Annotated in this window: 16 protein-coding genes; 7 read left to right on the top strand and 9 right to left on the bottom strand. The window is 72.5% G+C overall.

What is annotated here, in order from left to right; genetic code table 11:
* The first annotated feature begins 36 nt into the window (after window positions 1-36).
* From LO762_RS11110 to LO762_RS11090, 5 genes are all read left to right on the top strand, one after another.
* Window positions 37-1119, top strand: a complete 1083-nt coding sequence (locus tag LO762_RS11110) for a DUF6745 domain-containing protein (protein ID WP_230614514.1) — start codon at window positions 37-39, stop codon at window positions 1117-1119.
* Window positions 1120-1130: 11 nt separating this feature from the next.
* Window positions 1131-1601 (top strand): hypothetical protein, encoded by a 471-nt coding sequence (locus LO762_RS11105; RefSeq protein ID WP_230614513.1) that lies wholly within the window; start codon window positions 1131-1133, stop codon window positions 1599-1601.
* Window positions 1602-1820: 219 nt separating this feature from the next.
* Window positions 1821-3194, top strand: a complete 1374-nt coding sequence (locus LO762_RS11100; protein WP_230614512.1) for a hemolysin family protein — start codon at window positions 1821-1823, stop codon at window positions 3192-3194.
* Complete coding sequence (locus LO762_RS11095) at window positions 3191-4213, top strand: hemolysin family protein (protein WP_230614511.1); 1023 nt, start codon at window positions 3191-3193, stop codon at window positions 4211-4213. Before LO762_RS11100 ends, LO762_RS11095 begins: the two co-directional genes overlap by 4 nt.
* Before the next feature lie 23 nt (window positions 4214-4236).
* Entirely contained in the window at window positions 4237-5247 is a 1011-nt protein-coding gene (locus LO762_RS11090) for an NADP-dependent oxidoreductase (protein WP_230614510.1), read from the top strand.
* 605 nt (window positions 5248-5852) lie between these two features.
* Here LO762_RS11090 and LO762_RS11085 read toward each other — a convergent pair.
* The 8 genes from LO762_RS11085 to LO762_RS11050 form a co-directional block, all read right to left on the bottom strand.
* Window positions 5853-6986 carry a YeiH family protein gene (locus tag LO762_RS11085; protein ID WP_230614509.1) on the bottom strand — a complete coding sequence of 378 codons (1134 nt, stop codon included), beginning with the start codon at window positions 6984-6986 and terminating at the stop codon, window positions 5853-5855.
* Window positions 6986-7138: a hypothetical protein gene (locus tag LO762_RS11080; RefSeq protein WP_230614508.1), complete on the bottom strand. Its 153-nt coding sequence runs from the start codon at window positions 7136-7138 to the stop codon at window positions 6986-6988. The genes LO762_RS11085 and LO762_RS11080 overlap by 1 nt, the downstream gene beginning before the upstream one ends.
* A 142-nt stretch (window positions 7139-7280) precedes the next feature.
* Window positions 7281-7946: an LUD domain-containing protein gene (locus LO762_RS11075; RefSeq protein WP_230614507.1), complete on the bottom strand. Its 666-nt coding sequence runs from the start codon at window positions 7944-7946 to the stop codon at window positions 7281-7283.
* Window positions 7943-9346 carry a lactate utilization protein B gene (locus LO762_RS11070; protein WP_230614969.1) on the bottom strand — a complete coding sequence of 468 codons (1404 nt, stop codon included), beginning with the start codon at window positions 9344-9346 and terminating at the stop codon, window positions 7943-7945. The genes LO762_RS11075 and LO762_RS11070 overlap by 4 nt, the downstream gene beginning before the upstream one ends.
* Window positions 9347-9450: 104 nt before the next feature.
* Window positions 9451-10179 (bottom strand): (Fe-S)-binding protein, encoded by a 729-nt coding sequence (locus LO762_RS11065; protein ID WP_230614506.1) that lies wholly within the window; start codon window positions 10177-10179, stop codon window positions 9451-9453.
* A 194-nt stretch (window positions 10180-10373) separates the two neighbouring features.
* Window positions 10374-11006 carry a pyridoxamine 5'-phosphate oxidase family protein gene (locus tag LO762_RS11060; protein WP_255685560.1) on the bottom strand — a complete coding sequence of 211 codons (633 nt, stop codon included), beginning with the start codon at window positions 11004-11006 and terminating at the stop codon, window positions 10374-10376.
* 90 nt (window positions 11007-11096) lie between these two features.
* Complete coding sequence (locus tag LO762_RS11055; RefSeq protein WP_230614505.1) at window positions 11097-12131, bottom strand: phosphotransferase family protein; 1035 nt, start codon at window positions 12129-12131, stop codon at window positions 11097-11099.
* On the bottom strand, window positions 12128-13429 hold the full coding sequence (locus LO762_RS11050) for an acyl-CoA dehydrogenase family protein (protein ID WP_230614504.1): 1302 nt from the start codon (window positions 13427-13429) through the stop codon (window positions 12128-12130). The genes LO762_RS11055 and LO762_RS11050 overlap by 4 nt, the downstream gene beginning before the upstream one ends.
* Window positions 13430-13514: 85 nt before the next feature.
* Here LO762_RS11050 and LO762_RS11045 point away from each other — a divergent pair, with 85 nt between their 5' ends.
* Together LO762_RS11045 and LO762_RS11040 are read left to right on the top strand one after the other, a co-directional pair.
* Window positions 13515-14159, top strand: coding sequence for a TetR/AcrR family transcriptional regulator (locus LO762_RS11045; RefSeq protein WP_230614503.1), 645 nt, complete (start codon window positions 13515-13517; stop codon window positions 14157-14159).
* Between the two features lie 49 nt (window positions 14160-14208).
* On the top strand, window positions 14209-15888 hold the full coding sequence (locus LO762_RS11040) for a collagen-binding domain-containing protein (protein WP_230614502.1): 1680 nt from the start codon (window positions 14209-14211) through the stop codon (window positions 15886-15888).
* 76 nt (window positions 15889-15964) lie between these two features.
* Here the strand turns inward: LO762_RS11040 and LO762_RS11035 are convergent, their stop codons facing one another.
* Window positions 15965-16594 (bottom strand): hypothetical protein, encoded by a 630-nt coding sequence (locus tag LO762_RS11035; RefSeq protein WP_230614501.1) that lies wholly within the window; start codon window positions 16592-16594, stop codon window positions 15965-15967.
* Between the last annotated feature and the right edge of the window lie 71 nt (window positions 16595-16665).

Here is a 16665-nt window from a genome sequence, read left to right as displayed (position 1 = left end):
CATGATCAAGCGAAAGGGGCTCGAAGCCCCCCTGCGATGAGCCTTCTCGGGCGACGGGAAGTCGCGCCCATCCGAGAAGCCTGGCGGGACACGATGCTGTCCACCGCGCCCGCCGACCGCCCGGCCGCCGAGGCCGCGATCTCCGGCCTCTACCAGCTCGCCGGACACCCCCCACCACGGTTCCACTGGGTCCCCTCGCCCTTCGCCGCCCTGCACACCCGGCCGCCCGGCCACCGGGACGGCGCCGAGGACGTCGCTGACCTCGACTCCTGGCCCGTCGTCAGGGCGCTCAGGCACCTCGTCACGGGATTCGGCCTCGCCGCCGACGCCGCGCTGCGGCCGGGCCACGTCACCGCCGACAGGCTCCTCAGGCCGATGCTCCACGTGCCGCTGAACGCCACCCAGGCCGCCGTCCACGACCGGATCCTCCGCGCCGCCGACGACGACCCCTACGCCGGGGGCAGGGGCTGGTACACCGCGCTGGCGGCGCCGTGGGCCGCCCACCACGACACGCTGTGCCGCCTCGCCGGCCTGCACCTCGCCCCCGACCTCCGGCGGCTCCTCGACCTGTGGACGGCCGCCGCGCGGTCCACGGGCCCATGGTGGCCGCGCCAGCGGGTGTGCGTCGTCGCCGAGCGGCCCGTGGAGCTGCACACCGAGCCCGCCGACCGGCCGGACGCCGTCCGCCTCCACCGGGCCGACGGACCGGCCGTCCGCTACGCCGACGGGTGGGCCCTGCACGCCTGGCACGGCACCACGGTGCCCGCCTGGGTGATCGACGACCCCGACCCCGGCCGGATCGGCCGGGAGCGCAACGCCGAGGTGCGGCGCTGCGCGATCGAGCGGATCGGCTGGGCCCGCTACCTCGACGAGGCGGGCCTCGCCCTGCTCGCGACCGCCCCCGACCCCGGCAACCCCGGCGCGGAACTGCGCCTCTACGACCTCGGACGGGACGGGACGCGGGTGCTGCTCGCCGTCAACGGCTCCGTCGAACGGGACGGGCGCCGCCGCCGGTACGGGCTCACCGTGCCGGAGGGCTTCACCGATCCCGTCGCCGCCGCGGCCTGGACGTACGGCCTGGCCCGCGACGAGTACGCCACCCTGACCCGCCGGACCTGAAGGTGATGCCGATGACCTCTTCCGTGACCCTCGCCGACCTCTGCCACCAGACCGGGATGACCGCCCTCGACCACCTGGAGTTCGCCGTCACGATCCCCGTGACCGCCGGGATCCAGGCCCAGGGCGACCTCATCGTCGTCCCCCTCCCGATGATCGCCGACCGCGTCCAGCCGTGCGGCGACCGGCCGGGCTGCCGGAACCACCCGAGCGCCCCGTGGACCCCGGTGCCGCCCGAGGGCGTCGTGCTCGTGCGCGGCGCCGACGGCGGCAACCCGCACACCCTCGTCGCCGACCCCGGCGCCTGCCGGTACACCGTGCGGCCCCACGACCGGGACGGCCTCGCCGTCGCCCTGTTCGAGGCGACCGAACCCGTCCACCTCCTGCACCCCGAACACGGCGCGTCCGGGTGCGCGCCCGGCGTCTACGCGGTGCGCCGCCAGCGCGAGCTGTACGGCCGCCGCGCCCTCCTCGTGGCCGACTGACCCCCGGACGGCGCCGGGCCCGCCCCGGCGCCGTCCGGCCTTCGCCAGGGGGCGGTGTCGGACGCACCCCGCGCGACGGGTATGACCTGAGTGATCGGCCGGGAACCGGACATCCGTGCTGATCGTTGTATCCGTGACCGAATCCAACCAGCAGAGAGCGACCTTGGACCCCGACCATCCTCCTAGTCCCGACACCACCGAGCCCCTGGCGGGCCGCCGATGACCGCGGTGCTCTCACTGCTGCTCGGCGTCGCGGTGGTGTTCCTGATCACGGCGCTCACCGGCTACTTCGTGGCCCAGGAGTTCGCCTTCATGGCGGTGGACCGCTCACGGCTCCACGCCAGGGCCGACGCCGGTGACAAGACAGCGGCGCGCTCACTCCGAGTGACCCGCCGCACCTCCTTCATGCTGTCCGGCGCCCAACTGGGCATCACCGTGACCGGCCTGCTCGTCGGCTACGTCGCCGAACCCCTCATCGGCCGCGCGCTCGGCGACCTCCTCGGCGTCACCGGGGTCCCGGTCGGCGTGGGCGTCGCCGTCGGCACCGTGCTGGCGCTGGCCTTCTCGACCATCGTGCAGATGGTCTTCGGCGAACTGTTCCCGAAGAACCTCGCGATCGCCAGGCCCGAGCCCGTCGCGGGCTGGCTGTCCCGCTCGACCCTCGGCTACCTCAAGGCGTTCGGCTGGCTGATCTGGGTGTTCGACCAGGCGTCGAACACGCTGCTCCGGATGCTGCGGATCGAGCCCGTCCACGACGTCGAGCACTCCGCGACGGCCCGCGACCTCGCCCACATCGTCAAGGACTCGCGGCGCTCCGGCGACCTGCCCCCCGACCTGTCGATCCTGCTCGACCGGATCCTCGACTTCCCCCAACGCGACGTCGAACACGCCATGATCCCCCGCTCCCGGGTGGACGTCGTGGAGGCCGACGACACCGTCGCCGACGTCCGGATGACGATGAGCGCCGGACACTCCCGCTACCCCGTCCTGGACGACGACGACCGCGTGGTCGGCGTCGTCCACCTCGACGACGTGCTCGCCGCGCCCGACAACACGGTGCCCGCCACCAAGATCATGCGTCCGGCGACCGTGGTGGCGACCCTCATGGCGCTGCCCGCCGCCCTGGACGCGATGACCGCCGCGCGGGCCCAACTCGCCTGCGTCGTCGACGAGTTCGGGGGCTTCGCCGGGATCATCACCCTGGAGGACCTCTCCGAGGAACTCGTCGGCGAGATCACCGACGAGCACGACGTGGACGAGGACGAACCCGCCCCCGCGGGCGGCGACGCCTGGATCATCCCCGGCGACTTCCACGTGGACGAGGTCGAGCGGACCATCGACCACGCGCTCCCCGAGGGCGACTACGAGACGATCGCCGGGCTGGTGATCGCCGAGCACGGCGCGCTCCCGTCCGTCGGCACAAAGCTCCACATCGAGCTGCCGCCCGACCCGGCCGACCTCGCCCACGCCGACGACCCGCCCCGCCGCTGGATCCACGTGGAGGTCCTGGAGATCGACAACCACGTCCCGTCGTCCATCCGCCTTGAGGTCGACGAACCCGCCGAGGAGACCGACGAGGGGAGCGCGGAATGAGCGACCCGTGGATCGTCATCGTCGTGACGGCGGCGATCATCGCGCTGAGCGCCTTTTTTGTCGCCGTCGAGTTCGCCCTGATCGGCGCCAAACGGCACCGGCTGGAGGACGCCGCGCAGACCAGCAGGTCGGCGCGGGCGGCGCTGCGCAGCTCGTCCGAACTGACCGTGCTGCTCGCCGGATCCCAGCTCGGCATCACCGTCTGCACCCTGGCGCTCGGCGCGATCACCAAACCCGCCGTGCACCACTGGCTCACCCCGCTCCTGGAGCGCTGGGGCGCGCCGCTGTGGCTGGCCGACGGCGCCGGGTTCGTGCTGGCGCTGGTGATCGTCACGTTCCTGCACCTGGTGATCGGCGAGATGGCGCCCAAGTCCTGGGCGATCGCCCACCCGGAGAAGTCCGCGACGCTGCTGGCGCTGCCGATGCGGGCGTTCATGTGGCTGACCCGGCCGCTGCTCATCGCCCTCAACAACGCGGCCAACCGGTGCCTGCGCCGGGTCGGCGTCGAGGCGGCCGACCACGTCGCGGCAGGGCAGGACCCGGCGGCGCTGCGCCACCTGGTCGAGCACTCGGCGAACGTCGGCGCGCTGGAACCGCGCTACTCGGCCCAGTTCTCGCTCGCCATCGACCTGCAGAACCTCAGGATCGGCGAGCTGGTCCGGCGCGGGGTGACGCCCAGCGCCGTCCCGCCGGGCTCGACCGTCGCCGACGTCCAGGAGGTGAGCCGCACCTCCGGGCACCTGCGGATCCTGGTGACGGGGCCGCTGGCCGACTGGGGCGTCGTGCACGTCCGCGACACCCTGGCGCTGCCCGACGGCGCGCCGATCGACGCGCTCGTCCGGCCCGCCTACCTGATGGACGCCGACCTGCCCGTCTACACGGCGCTCGCCCAGATGCGGCAGACCGGCAACCAGCTCGTCGTCGTCACCGAGGGCGGCGAGCCGATCGGCGTGGTGACGATCACCGACGTGCTGCGGCGGCTGAACCCACGGCAGGGCTGGTCCTTGACCGGGACGTGACCCCGGCCGGGTAGGGGAGGGGCATGGCAGCTCTCACCGGCCGCGAATGGCGGCTCCTGCGGCGGCCCGTCGGTGTGCCCGTCCCCGGGGACTTCGACCTCGCGACGGTCGAGGTCCCCGTGCCGGACCCGGGCCAGCTCCTCGTCCGCAACGTGTTCGTCTCGGTGGACCCCTACATGCGGGGCCGGATGTCGGACGTGCCGTCCTACATCGCCCCGTACGGGCTGGGCGAGCCGATGACGGGCGGCGCGATAGGCGAGGTCGTCGCCTCCACGGTCGACGGATTCGATCCGGGTGATCTTGTCCTGCACATGCTGGGCTGGCGCGAGTACGCGGTGCTGGACGCCGGGCAGGGTGTCGTCCTGCGCCCGCAGGAGGGGGTCCCCGCCAGCGTCTACCTGGGTGTGCTCGGCATGACGGGTCTGACGGCCTACGCGGGCCTGCTGCGGACAGCGGCCTTCCAGCCGGGCGACAGGGTGTTCGTGTCCGGCGCGGCCGGAGCGGTGGGCAGTACCGTCGGGCAGATCGCCAGGATCAGGGGGGCCTCGCTCGTCGTCGGATCCGCGGGCAGCCCCGAGAAGGTGCGGCTGCTGCGCGAGGAGTTCGGCTTCGACGCCGCGTTCGACTACAAGAAGGCGCCCGTCGCCGAACAGCTCGCCGTGGCCGCGCCCGACGGCGTCGACGTCTACTTCGACAACGTCGGCGGGGACCACCTCCAGGCGGCGCTCGGCGCGCTGCGGCTGCGCGGCCGGATCGCGGTCTGCGGCATGATCTCCCGCTACAACGACACGAGCCCCGCGCCGGGCCCCGACAACCTCTCCCGCCTCATCCAGACGCGGGGCCGGATCGAGGGCTTCCTCGTCGGCGACCACCTCGACCTCCGCCCGGAGTTCCTCGCCGAGATGGGCCCGCGCGTCGCGTCCGGCGAACTCCGCTACCGCGAGACCTTCACCGACGGCATCGCCAGCGCCCTGGACGCCTTCCTGGGCCTGCTCAGAGGCGACAACATCGGCAAGATGATCGTCCGCCTCTGACCCGCGAGCCCGTCCATCGGAGCACACCGGCCCCGCCCCGCCCGCGCCGCCCGAGAACGCGGCCAGGACGGACCGGCGGGTCTCCACCGCACCTGCCGAACGCACGCGGTGACGGGCCTCCACCGACCGTAGGCACCCCCCGCCCCGACGTCAATCCAAAGAGCTCCCGCCCCAGTGGCCAAAACCAGACACCGGGCCCGCCCCCCAGCGGGGAGCGGGCCCTATCTAGTCGGCGACAAGTTCCAACATCTTGACAGTGGCAAGGTACCGCATCCTGACGGTGGCAAGTTCCCATATCTTGACGGCGACAAGTTCTCACATCTTGTCGAGGGAGAGCTCCCACGTCCGGACGCTGTCAGGTTGTCGTATCTTGACGATGCCAGGTTCCCGTGCGGGCACCAGCGGGGGATCGGCGATGCCGGATTCCCGTGGGCGAGTGGCTTCGGGGGATCTTGACGATGCCAGGTTCCTGCGTCTCGGCGTCCGCGAGGGGCAGGAGGGTTGGGGGAGGTGCCAGGTCCCCCGGGCGGGCACCCACGGAAGATCTTGATGGTGTCAAGTTCTTGGGTGGGCGTCCGGTGGGGGACCTGGGCGGGGTCGGGTTGTCAGGTGGGGATGGTGAAGTTGCGGAAGAGGAGGAGGGCCAGGCCGAGGGCCAGGACGATGTTGACGAGGGTGGCGGAGGCGAAGACGATGACGGGGCGCCAGCCGGCCTCCTTCAGGGCCGTCACCTTGAACTCCAGGCCGATGGAGACGAAGGCCAGGATGAGGAACCAGGTGCGCAGGTCGTTGACGACGCCGATGGTCTCCTTGCCGTCGGCCGACGAGACGGTGGTGAGGTACCAGGTCGCGATGGCCGAGGCGAGCACGAACCCGATGATGAACTTCGGGAACCGCTGCCAGAAGGCGCCGAGCGACGGGCGGGCCGAGCCCGGCGTGCGCTCGATCTTGAACGCGAACCAGGCGGTGAGCGCCACGACGACAACGCCGATGAGCGCGTTCTGGGTGCTCTTCACGATCGCGGCGATGGTCAGGGCGTCCTCGCCGGCGAGCTCGCCGGCGGCCGTCACCGCGGCGGTGGTGTCGATGTTGCCGCCGATCCAGGCGCCCGCGACGACGTCGGACAGCCCGAACACCGACGCCAGGGCCGGGAGGATGAAGATGGACGGCAGCGCGAACGCGATGACCAGGCTCGCGCTGTAGGCGAGCTGCTCGCGCCGCGCCTGCACCGCACCGGCCGCGGCGATCGCCGCGCTCACCCCGCAGATCGAGACGGCCGCCGAGAGCAGCGCCCGCAGCTTGTCGTCCAGGCCCAGCTTGCCGCCCAGCCACCAGGTGAACAGGAACACCGAGCTGATGAGGATGAGCCCCTGGATGATCGCGGGCCCGGCGGCGGTCACGATGACCTTGAGGTTGATGGACGCGCCCAGCAGCACGAGGCCCGTCTTGATCAGGAACTCGGTGCGGAAGCCGCCCGCGAGTCTGTCGCGCACCCCGGTGATGGTGAGGATGGCGTTCCCGGCCAGGCCGAGGAGGATCGCGTAGACGGGGTACTCGATCGCGGACGCGAGGTCCGAGCCGTCGAACCACTCGGGGACCTTGGTCTCCAGCAGCCGCGTGAGCGCCCCGATCACGAGGACGACGAGGAAGCCGAGCAGGCCCCACACGAGGGCGTTCTGGGCGGGGGAGGAGGACTCGGGGGTGGGCTCGGCGGGCGCCGCCTGCGGTTCGGTGCTCATTACGGCACCACCCCGGTCGGGATGACGCCGGTGAGGACCAGCGCCAGCAGGAGCAGGCCGAGGATGGTGGCCGCCCAGTCCTCGTTGAACGCGGTCTTGCTCTCGCCCTCGGTCGGCGGGGGCGCGACAGCGGGCTTGTCGGGGTCGCTCATCGCGTGCCTTTCCACGGCATTCAGCCGTCCACGGGCGGCCCCCGAACCCACCCTCACGTCAGGTCACAGCGATGATCCCCCCAATTCCCTACGAAATCAATGGGAAATATGGGATTCTTCCCGACCGCCCGGAACCGGGTGGTCAGATGAGGAAGACCTCCAGCGTGCGGGGGCCGTGGACGCCCTCCACGCGGGACAGCTCGATGTCGCTGGTGGCGGAGGGCCCCGAGATGAACGTGAGCGGCCGGGTGATGTCGAGCCGGGCGAGCGCACCGGGTACGTCGGGGGCGATCTGTGAGGTCTTGACGACGACAAGATGGTGGTCCGGCACCAGGGTCAGCGCCCGTCGGCCCTGGCCGGGGCCGTGGTCCAGCACGATGGTGCCGGTCTCGGCGATCGCGACCGCGCACGCGGTGACGACCCCGGACACCGTGTCCAGGTCGGCGTCGCGCGGAGCGCGCAGGGACGCGTCGATCCCGGCCGCCCACGCCTCAGGGAAGCCGTCCGGCAACACGTAAGGGCTGTGCTTGTCGGGGCCTGGAGGCCGCGCGCTCGGCGAGCCCTGGACTTGCCGGGAGTGCCCGGACTCCGGGCGGGGGCGCAGGGCGGCGGCGAGGGCGTCGGGTAGTTCCGCCTCGGACAGGCGGTGGACGACCGCCTTGTAGTGGGCGACCCGCTCGGCGAAGAGCCCGGTGACGTCGCCGTCGTGGTGCCGCTCCCGGTAGGCGCGGCGCAGCAGCCGGTACTCGGTCTCGGGGTCGCCCTCGGGCGTGCCGAGCCGGGCGAGGATGTCGGTGCGGGCGCTCATCGGGAGCCGTCCTTCCGGTCGGGCGCCGCCGCGAAGCCCCGAGTCCGCTTCCACCAGGCGCGGAAGGACTCCTTCGGGATCGCGGGCAGGTCGCGGGTGTCGGCCCAGGCACGGGGGAACCGGACATGCGGCGCGATCCGCCGCATCCGGCTCGCCACCGCCTGGCCCAGGGCGAGCCGGGCGGGCGAGCGCAGCCCCCACGCGGCGAGCCCCATCACCGCCTTCTCGGGAAGCTTCTTCGCGGTCTTGGCCCGCAGGTGCACGAGCACCTCGGGGATGTCGATCGCGACGGGGCACACGTCGTAGCAGGCCCCGCACAGCGACGAAGCGAACGGCAGCGACGCGTCCACCGTCGAGCCGATGCCCCGGATCTGCGGCGACAGGATCGCCCCGATCGGCCCCGGATAGGGCGACCCGTAGGCGTGCCCGCCCGCCCGCGCGTACACCGGGCACACGTTCAGGCAGGCCGAGCAGCGGATGCAGCGCAGCGCCTGCCGTCCGACCTCCTCGTCCCTGATCTCGGTGCGCCCGTTGTCCAGCAGTACGAGGTGGAAGTTGCGCGGCCCGTCGCCCGGCGTCACGCCCGTCCACGCCGACGTGTACGGGTTCATCCGCTCGGCCGTCGAGGAGCGCGGCAGCAACTGGAGGAACACTTCAAGGTCGCGCGCGGTCGGCAGGAGCTTCTCGATGCCCATGACGGTGATGAGCGTGTCGGGCAGCGTCAGGCACATCCGCCCGTTGCCCTCGGACTCCACGACGAGCACGGTGCCCGTCTCGGCGATCGCGAAGTTCGCCCCGGACACCGCGACCTTCGCCGACAGGAACTTGGCGCGCAGGTGGCGCCGCGCCGCCTCGGCCAGCTCGGCGGGCTCGTCGGACAGGTCGGCGGGCGCGGACGGCATCCGCCTGCTGAACAGGTCGCGGATCTCCGCCCGGTTCTTGTGGATGGCCGGGACGAGGATGTGCGACGGCCTGTCGTCGGCGAGCTGCACGATCAGCTCGGCGAGGTCGGTCTCGTAGGCGGTGATGCCGTGCTCGGCCAGCGCCTCGTTCAGCCCGATCTCCTGCGTGGCCATCGACTTGACCTTGACGACCTCGCGCTCGCCCGTCTCCGCGACGAGCCGCGCGACGATCGTGTTGGCCTCCCCGGCGTCCCGCGCCCAGTGCACGACGCCCCCGGCCGCCGTGACGTTCTCCTCAAGGAGCCGCAGGTAGTGCCCGAGGTACTGGAGCGTGTGGTCCTTGATCCGCCTGCCCGCGTCGCGCAGCTCCGCCCAGTCGTCGAGCTCGGCGACGGCGGCGGCCCGGCGCGCCCGGATCGTCCCGGTCGCGTGCGCGAGGTTGCGCCGCAACTGGGTGTCGGCGACGGCGTCGTGCGCCGCCTCCGGGAACGACGGCATCCCCACGTAGGTGGGCATCCGCGCGGCTGTCTCGTCGGCGTGAAGCCCGTCGTGTTCGGGCTCGGCGCGCCGGAGCACTTCGGCGGGCGAGGCGTCCAGGCGGCTCACGCGCCGCTCGCCAGGATCTCGGCGAGGTGCATGACCCGCACCCCGCTGCGCTGCCGGGACAGGGTGCCGCCGATGTGCGTGAGGCACGAGTTGTCCACCGCGCACAGCACCTCGGCGCGGGTCTGCTTGACCGCCGCCGTCTTGTCCGCGCACATCGCGGCGGACACGTCGGCGTTCTTCAGCGCGAAGGTGCCGCCGAAGCCGCAGCACTCGGTGGCGTCGGGCAGGTCCACGAGGTCGATCTCCTTGACGGCGCGCAGCAGTTGGAGCGGCTTGTCGCCGAGCTTCAGCACGCGCAGCCCGTGGCAGGTCGGATGGTAGGTGACCCGGTGCGGGAAGACGGCGCCGACGTCGGTGACGCCCAGCACGTCCACGAGCAGCTCGCTCAGCTCGTGCACCCTCGGGGTGAGCGCGTGGGCGCGTTCGGCGAGCCGGTGGTCGCCCTGGCGGGCGGCGAGCTTGCCGTGCCAGTCGCGGACCATCGCGGCGCACGAGCCGGACGGGGCGACGACGGCGTCGTGGTCCTCGAAGGTCTCGGTGAAGGACCGCACCAGCGGCAGGGCCTCTTCGGGATAGCCGGTGTTGAGGTGCAGCTGCCCGCAGCAGGTCTGCGCCTCGGGGAAGACCACGTGGTGGCCGAGCCGCTCCAGCACCGTGACGACGGCCTGGGCCGTGCCGGGGTGGAGCGTGTCGTTCACGCAGGTGGCGAACAGGGCGATCTTCACGGCGTTGTCGACTCCCGCACGACGAGTTCGGGCTGGAACAGGATCCGCTGGCGAGCGTAACCCTCGGGGTCGTCGTACCCGATCACGAGCACACGCTCGGGCACGCGTACGCCTGGCCGCAGCAAAGTCCGCCGCTGACGACAAGCAGGGAGGACCGTCCCAGGTGGCCGGGGCGGTCCTCCGCGCGTCGTGTGTCAGTACCGGTTGGTTTTGGAGTCCAGCGCGAGGCCCGCGTCGATGACCTTCGCGGGGACGCCCTTGAGGCCCATCTGGTCCTTGGTGATCCGGCCGAGCGTCGGCAGGGTCCTGCGGTCCGGCCAGGTCTCGGGGTCCCACAGGGACGAGCGCAGGAACGCCTTCGCGCAGTGCATGTACAGCTCCTCGACGTCCACGAGGACCGCGAGTTGCGGGCGTTTGCCCTGGACGGCGAGGTCGGCGAAGAACGGCGCGTCCGACACGAGCGTCGCGCGGCCGTTCACCCGGAGTGTCTCGTTCATGCCCGGCACGAGGAACAGCAGCCCCACGTGCGGGTTGCGCAGCACGTTGCGGAAGCTGTCGAGCCGCCGGTTCCCGGGCCGGTCGGCCAGGACGAGCCGCTGGTCGTCCAGCACCAGCACCGACCCGGCCGGGTCCCCGCGCGGCGAGACGTCGCACGTGCCGTCCTCGTTGGCCGTGGCCAGCAGCACGAACGGCGAGTGCGCGATGATCGTCCGCGCGTGCTCGTCGATCCGTCCGATGTCCTTCTCCCAGACGGGCTTCACGGGCTCCTTCACGATCCCCCGAAGCTCGTCCTCACTCCGCACCACGCTGATCCCGGAGACGTCCATGACCCGAATATATAAGCCGCCCCTGACAAAAGTAAGGCATGCCTAACTACTTTCGGGCGGGGCCGGGTCGGGCCCCGCCCGGAAGGGCGGTCAGCCGGTGATGCGGCGGGCCCGGGTGAAGAGGCCGAGGGTCATCGCGTGGAGGAGGTCGCCGGTGCCCTTGTCGGCCTTGCCCGCGTGGGCTCGGGCGTGCGTGCCCTCCAGGACGATGCCGAGCTTGAAGCAGGCCAGGACCTCGTACCAGTCGACGGCGTCCAGGGAGCGGCTGGAGCGGGCGGCGTAGGCGGCGATGAGCTCGTCGCGGGTGGCCAGGCCGCCCGCGGCGCCGAGGGGGCCCGCGATGGAGACGGCGTCGCCGTGCGGCCAGGTCGCCAGGAGCCAGCCGAGGTCGAGGAGCGGGTCGCCGATCGTGGACATCTCCCAGTCGACGATCGCGGCGACCTCCGGCCCGGTCGGCGAGAACATGAGGTTCGCCAGGTGGTAGTCGCCGTGCATGATGCCGGGACGCCAGTCCGCCGGACGGTTGTCCTCCAGCCACGACGCGACGTGCTCCAGGCCGGGGATCTCCGGGCCGGGATACCCGTCGAGCTTGCCGTACCCCTCCAGCTCGCTCATCCAGCGCGGGACCTGCCGCTCCAGGAACCCCTCCGGCGACCCGTACCCGTCCAGACCGACCGCGACGTGGTCCACCGCGCCGAGGCTGGCCAGCGCCGAGACGGCCTCGATGCCCATCCGGTGCCGGATCTCGGCGGACCCGGCGTGCGGCTCGGGTAGCCGGGTGGTCGCGTTGAACCCGTCGACCGGCGTCATCAGGTAGAAGACGGCGCCGCCCATGACGTCGGTGTCGGCGCAGACGGCGAGGACGCGCGGCGCGGGCACGTCGGTGCCGTCCAGGGCGGTGAGCACGCGGGCCTCGCGGAGCAGCACGTCGTTCGTGCGGGGGCGCAGGTGGCGCGGGCCGCGCCGCAGCACGTACCGGACACCGCCCCGCCGGAAGAGCAGGAGGATGTTCTGGGTGCCGCCGCCGAGTTCCGCGACCTCCTCGATGGGACCGGGCGGTAGGCCCTGGTCGTCCATCCACGAGGACAGTGCGGCGAGATCGACGGCTTCCGGCGGGGTTGTCATGAAGAGTGGCTGCCTCGGGTTGGGGCCGGTCCCTCGTACGCGGCTCGGGCGGCGGCGCGCCGGTCCGGGAGGTACTGGGTCGGCCAGTCGGTTGGGGACGGCTCGTAGTCGGCGAGCACGCGCCGCGCTATCGAGCTCTGGTGCACCTCGGTGGGCCCGTCCATGATGCCCATCAGCGGCGCCTGCTGCCAGAGGCGGGCCAGCGGGGTGTCGCGCGACACACCCAGCGCGCCGTGCAGGTGCATCGCCCGGTACACGACGTCGTGGAAGACGCGGGCCGCCGCGACCTTGCACGCGGCGATCTGGGTGCGCGCCTCCTTGGTGGACGACCGGTCGATGAGCCACGCGGTGTGCAGGATCATCAGCCGGAACTGCTGGATCTGGATGTGGGAGTCGGCGATCGCGGCCTGCACGAGCTGCTTGGACGCCAGCGGCCGCCCGCCGTACACCTCACGGGAAAGCGCCCGCTCGCACATCATGTCGAACGCCAGCCTGACCGCCGCGACGGTGCGCATCGCGTGGTGGATACGGCCGCCGCCGAGCCGGGCCTGGGAGACGGCGAACGCCCCGCCGCGCTCGCCGAGCAGCGCGTCGCCGCCGACCCTGACGTCGTGGTACCGGAGGTGGGCGTGGTGGCCCTGCTCGGACCGCTCGCCCATGGTGGCGACGTTCCGCAGGATCTCGACGCCGGGGGTGTCGGCGGGCACGAGGAACATCGACATGCGGCGGCGCGGGTCGGCGTCGGGGTCGGTGACGGCCATGACGATGAGGAAGTCGGCGATGTCGGCGTTGGAGGTGAAGTACTTCTCGCCGCTGATCACCCAGCCGTCGCCGTCGGGGACCGCGGCGCAGGTGAACAGCCGCGGGTCGGCGCCGCCGTGCGGCTCCGTCATCGAGAACGCGCTGAAGCACTCGCCGTTGAGCAGCGGGTGAAGGTAGCGCTTCCGCTGTTCCTCGGTGCCGAACATCGCGAGGATCTCGGCGTTGCCGGTGTCGGGGGCCTGGCAGCCGAACACCCAGGGGGCGAGCGCGGAGCGTCCGATCAGCTCGTTCATCAGCGCGAGCTTGAGCTGGCCGTAGCCCTGGCCGCCCAGCTCGGGGCCCAGGTGGCACGCCCACAGGCCCTGCTCCTTCACCCGCTGCTTCAGCGGCTCCAGGACGGGCCGCAGCTCGCCCTTGAGCGCCCGGTGGATCCCGCCGCCCCAGACGAGTTCGAGCGGTTCGACCTCGTCCCGGATGAACGCGTCCATCCAGTCGAGTTTCTCCTGGAACTCCGGTTCGGTGGAGAAGTCCCACATGACGCCTCCTCAAGGCGGTTGTGCTGGGCGCCGCGACCGTATAATACGGCTGCATTAACGGTCAATGCGGTCGTCTGGAGGCGCGGTGGCGGACACGGCGGGCGGCACGGGCACCCGCGAGCGGCTCATCACGGCGGCCGCGGAGCTGTTCGCCGCGCAGGGGATCGACGCGGTCAGCCTGCGCGAGATCGTCCGCGCGTCCGGCGCCCGCAACGCGACGGCGCTGCAGTACCACTTCGGCGACCGGGACGGCCTGCTGCGCGCCGTCCTGGCCCGGCACACGCCCGACGTCGAGGCGCGGCGGCACATCCTGCTCGACGCCTACGAGGCGCAGGGCGAACCGGACGTGCGGGCCCTGGCCGGGGCGCTCGTCCGGCCGCTGGCCGCGAAGCTCGCCGACGACGGCGGCCCGTCCTACCTGCGGCTGCTCGCCGACCTCGCCAACCGGCCCCGCCCCTGGATCGACCCGGCGGCCATGGGCGACCCCGCCAACAGCCTCTACCGGTGGCGCACCCTGCTGACCCCGCTGCTCGACCCGACGTCGCTGCGGCTGCACCGGCGGTTCGTCACCTACCGGTTCACCATCACCGAGCTCGCGCGCCGCGCCCAGACCGCGCCGCACACCGACGACAGGCTGTTCACCAGCCACACCGTGGACCTCGTCGCGGCGCTCCTGCTGGCCCGCCCGTCGGCCGAGACGGCGCGGCTGACCGCCGAACGCCCCGCCTGACGCGATCACGGTCGTTGCCCACGCGGCCACGGTGCGTGATCATCGGGGGATGCAGATCACCATCACCGCGCTGGCCGCGGCGGCGGTCGCGCTCGCGGGCAGCCTCGCCGCGACCGTGGGCGGCCTCGCCACGGGAGCCGTGGGGGCCGCGCCGGGCGCGCCGATCGACCCGGTCGCGGGCAACCAGGGCTTCTCCGTCATCGTGGAGGGCGACGCGCGCGTCACGAGCAACGAGAACGAGGGGAGTCTCGCCGTCGGCGGGAACCTCACACTCGCCGGGAACTACCGGGTCGGGAACCAGGGGCAGGGCGGCTTCACCTTCCCCGGCGACACCGTCGCGACCGCGCTCGTCGTCGGCGGGCAGGTGGACTTCACCGGCAGCACGCCGGGCGCCACGCTCCAGGTGCTCAGCGGCAGGTACGCCAAGATCGGCGACCTGAGCAACGCCACGGTCCTCAACGCCGACTCCAACGGCGCGTCCGTGAACACCCGGGTGGTCGCGACGGGCGCCGGATACGACAGCACCCCGCACGTCGAGCTGACCGTGCAGCAGCCGGTACCCTCGGTCGGCGCGGCGACCGGCCTGGACTTCACGTCCCTGTTCGCGACCTACCGGGAGCGGTCGGCGGAGCTCGCCGAGTGCGCCAACACGGTGATCCTGTACGACGACAACGGCAGGCCGCTGCCCGACCAGGGCTCGGTTCCGGCGGGCAGCAACATCCGGATCGAGCTGACGCCCGGCGTCACCAACGTGTTGAGGATCAGCGCGGAGAACCTCGCGAACGTCGCCGACCTCATCTTCGACACGTCGCCGTCGGCGACGGCGCCGCTGCTCGTGGACGTGGACACGGCGGGCGTGGACGACGCGTTCACCTGGGCGGTGCCGAACATCGGCCTCGGCGGCGAGCAGGCGCGGTACGTGCTGTGGAACTTCGCCACCGCGACCACCATCACGCTGCCCGCGTCCGCCGGGGCGTCCCTCGAAGGCACCCTGTACGCGCCGAGGGCGCACCTGATCGACGAGAACTCCTCGAACATCGAGGGCGACATCGTGGTCGCGCAGCTCACCCACGGGACGGCCGACGACAACGGCGGGGAGTTCCACCACTTCCCGTTCGCCGCGACCCTCGACTGCGGGGCCACCCCGACCCCGACGCCGACGCCCACCACGCCGACGCCGAGCCCGACGCCGCCGGGCGACTTCACCGTGGACAAGAGCGCCAACCGGCGGCACATCGACGTCGGCCAGACCCTCACCTACACGCTGACCGCGACCAACCACGGGACGGAGCCGCTCATCGGCGCGTCCTTCACCGACGACCTCACCGACGTGCTCCGGCACGCCGAGATCATCAGCGGACCCACCGCGAGCACCGGCACCGTCGACCTCGAAAGCCCGTTCCTCAACTGGACCGGCGACCTGGCGGCGGGCCAGACGGCCGTCGTCACCTACCGGATCCGCGCGGTGCGGGCCGGGGAGATCCGCAACTCGGTGGTCTGGCCGGGCGGCAGCGACTGCCTTGAGGTCTGGGTGTGGGGCCGGAAGCACTACGACAGGCCGCACCAGACGAAACCGCACTGGCACCACCACCACGGCGGGCCCCACCACCGGGCCGCGCCGTGCCCGTGGGGCGCGCACCACGCGTCCGGCCCGCCGAGCCGGTGGATGCGGCACCACTGGCACAAGCACGCGCCGGGCGACCACCGGCACCGCCCCGGCCTCCACTGACGGGCGGCTCCCGACGCGGAACGGCCGTGCCCCCGGGGGCACGGCCGTTCCGCGTTCGTCTGCGGCCGGTTCCGGGTCAGCACCTGCCGCGTGCCGCCTCGGGTCTGGCCGCCAGGAGCGCGCCGAGCGCCCCGTAGGTGGCGGTCATCCAGACGAGGAAGAACCAGGCGGCCGCCATCGGCGGCGCGAAGGACCGCACGGCCATCACGCTGACGAGCCAGAGCGCGCCGCCGAGCGGCAGCCACCGCAGCGGGCCGCGCCACCGCCCGACCCGCGCGATCGCGACGGCCATGACGAGCACCGCGAGCTGCGACAGCGGCCACGACAGGTCGAGGATCTTCATCCAGCCCGGCACGTCCGCGTAGGACGTGTACCCGAGGGCCACGGTGTTGGTGACGACGCCGAACGGCAGCAGCGCCATCGGCGCCCACGCGAGCCAGCGTCCCCGCCCCGCCCCGGCGGCCCCGGCGAGGGCGACGACGACGCACAACCCGACGAGCCCCACCAGGTACACGCTGGACGTCAGCATGTCGACGGCGTGGATCGTCAGGTCCTGCCCGCCGCCGACGGACAGCAGCGCCACCCCCCACCCGACCGCGCCCCCGGCGAGGACGACGCCGACCAGCCGGACCACCGAGGCCCCCGGCCGTCCGGGCGGCGGCGGCCCCGACGGGTGGACCTCGCTGCGCTCGACCCTGATCGACATCGCTCTCCTCGCGCGAACCACCCGGCGGGGGTGCCGGGGGAGCCTCCAGGATCGGCGGGGCGCGTCCCGGG

The organism is Actinocorallia sp. API 0066 (assembly GCF_020991275.1).
Taxonomy (GTDB): Bacteria; Actinomycetota; Actinomycetes; order Streptosporangiales; family Streptosporangiaceae; genus Actinocorallia.
The sequence above is the reverse complement of the archived record's forward strand: the minus strand, read 5'-3'. Positions and strand labels throughout refer to the sequence as shown.